The following is a 1,725-nucleotide window of genomic DNA, read 5'->3' as shown; positions in this document are numbered from 1 at the left end:
ACCCACCACCCCCCTCGACCTCCTCGACCTCCTCGGCTGAACGGGGGCGTGGCCGGCCGCCCGGGAGACCGATTCCGCGGCCGGTCACCATCGGCCCACGCCCGGTTCGCCCGTCGAGATCCGCTGTACGCTGCGCGGCATGGGATCTGGGCGGGTACGGGTTCGATTCGCGCCATCTCCCACCGGCATCTTCCATGTGGGTGGGGCGCGGTCGGCGCTGTTCAACTGGCTGGTCGCGCGGCGCGCCGGCGGCGACTTCGTGCTGCGCATCGAGGACACCGACGCGTCCCGCAACCGGCCGGAGTGGACCGACGGCATCATCAGCGCGCTGGACTGGCTCGGCATCAGCCCCGGCGGGTACGAGGGTCCGGTGCTGCAGTCGTCGCGCGCCGACCGGCACCGGGCCGCGGCCGAGCGGCTGCACTCCGAAGGTCTCGCCTACTACTGCGACTGCACGCGCGAGGCCTTGGCGGAACGTACCGGCAACGCGCAGCGCGGCTACGACGGATTCTGCCGGGACCGCGGGCTCACCCCGGGTCCCGGCCGGGCGCTGCGCTTTCGCACGCCGGACGACGGCGTGACGATCGTCGAGGACCTCATCCGCGGCACGCCGGAGTTCCCGAACGACACCATCGAGGACTTCGTGGTCGCGCGGGCCGACGGGTCGGCGGTGTTCCTGCTCGCCAACGTCGTCGACGACCTGGAGATGGGGATCACCCACGTCATCCGGGGTGAGGAACACCTGTCGAACACCCCGAAGCAGCAGCTGCTCTGGGCAGCGCTCGGCGCGGGTGCGCCGCCGGTGTGGGCGCACGTCCCGGTGATCGTCAACGAGAAACGCCAGAAGCTGTCGAAGCGGCGCGACAAGGTGGCGCTCGAGTCCTACCGGGACGAGGGATACCTGCCCGCCGCCATGAAGAACTACCTGATGCTGCTCGGTTGGGCCCCGCCCGGCGAGGACGAGATCGTGCCCTGGGAGACGATCGAGTCCACCTTCGACCTTGCCGACGTGAAGCCGTCGCCGGCGTTCTTCGACGAGAAGAAGCTCAAGGCGTTCAACGGTGAGTACATCCGGCGGCTGAGCGTCGAGGAGTTCATCGAGGCGGTCCGGCCCTGGCTCTCGGCACCGGCCGCGCCGTGGGAGCCGGCCGCGTTCGGCGCGGACGCGTTCGCCGCCCTCGCCCCCCTGGCGCAGAGCAGGGTCTCCGTGCTGTCGGAGATCGTGCCGATGGTCGACTTCCTCTTCCTGCCGGAGGTACCAATCGACGACGCGGCCTGGGCCAAGGCGATGAAGGGGCCGGCGGCGGAACTGCTCGCCGACGTCCACGACCTCTACGACAAGATCGAATGGGAAGCCGAGACGCTGAAGGCCGGACTTACCGAGGTCGGCGAGCGGCACGGTCTCAAGCTCGGCAAGGCGCAGGCACCGGTGCGGGTCGCCGTGACCGGGCGGAACGTGGGACTGCCCCTGTTCGAGTCGCTGGAGGTGCTCGGCCGGGAGACCACCCTGCGGCGGCTCGCCGAAGCGCGGGAACGGCTCACCGGCGGCTGACCTCACGCCGGTCCACGACGGCCTCGCGCGCACGCCGGTCCGTGGCGGCTTCGCGCGGCGGGCAGGGCTGAGCCCGGGTCGCGGCTGGGACGGGCCGCGACCGGGCTGGGGAGACCCAGCAGAAGCCGGGGTTACCTCTGGTGGGTGAGGCTGCTCCAGTTCGCCAGCCACCC

The 1,725-nt window shown here is 71.3% G+C and carries 1 protein-coding gene; it reads left to right on the top strand.

Annotation, left to right across the window (positions count from 1 at the left end):
* Positions 1-139 precede the first annotated feature (139 nt).
* Positions 140-1,552: a glutamate--tRNA ligase gene (gene gltX / locus AC08OJ_RS18725; protein ID WP_476594661.1), complete on the top strand. Its 1,413-nt coding sequence runs from the start codon at positions 140-142 to the stop codon at positions 1,550-1,552.
* The last annotated feature ends 173 nt before the right edge of the window (positions 1,553-1,725 follow it).

The sequence above is a fragment of the Frankia sp. CgKIO3 genome, assembly GCF_977946435.1.
Note: the sequence above shows the minus strand (reverse complement) of the source record. Positions and strands in the feature narration are given on the sequence as shown.

Coding starts and splice junctions, on each gene's coding strand:
- gltX (WP_476594661.1), top strand. CDS start 140: ATGGGATCTGGGCGGGTACGGGTTCGATTCGCGCCATCTCCCACCGGC.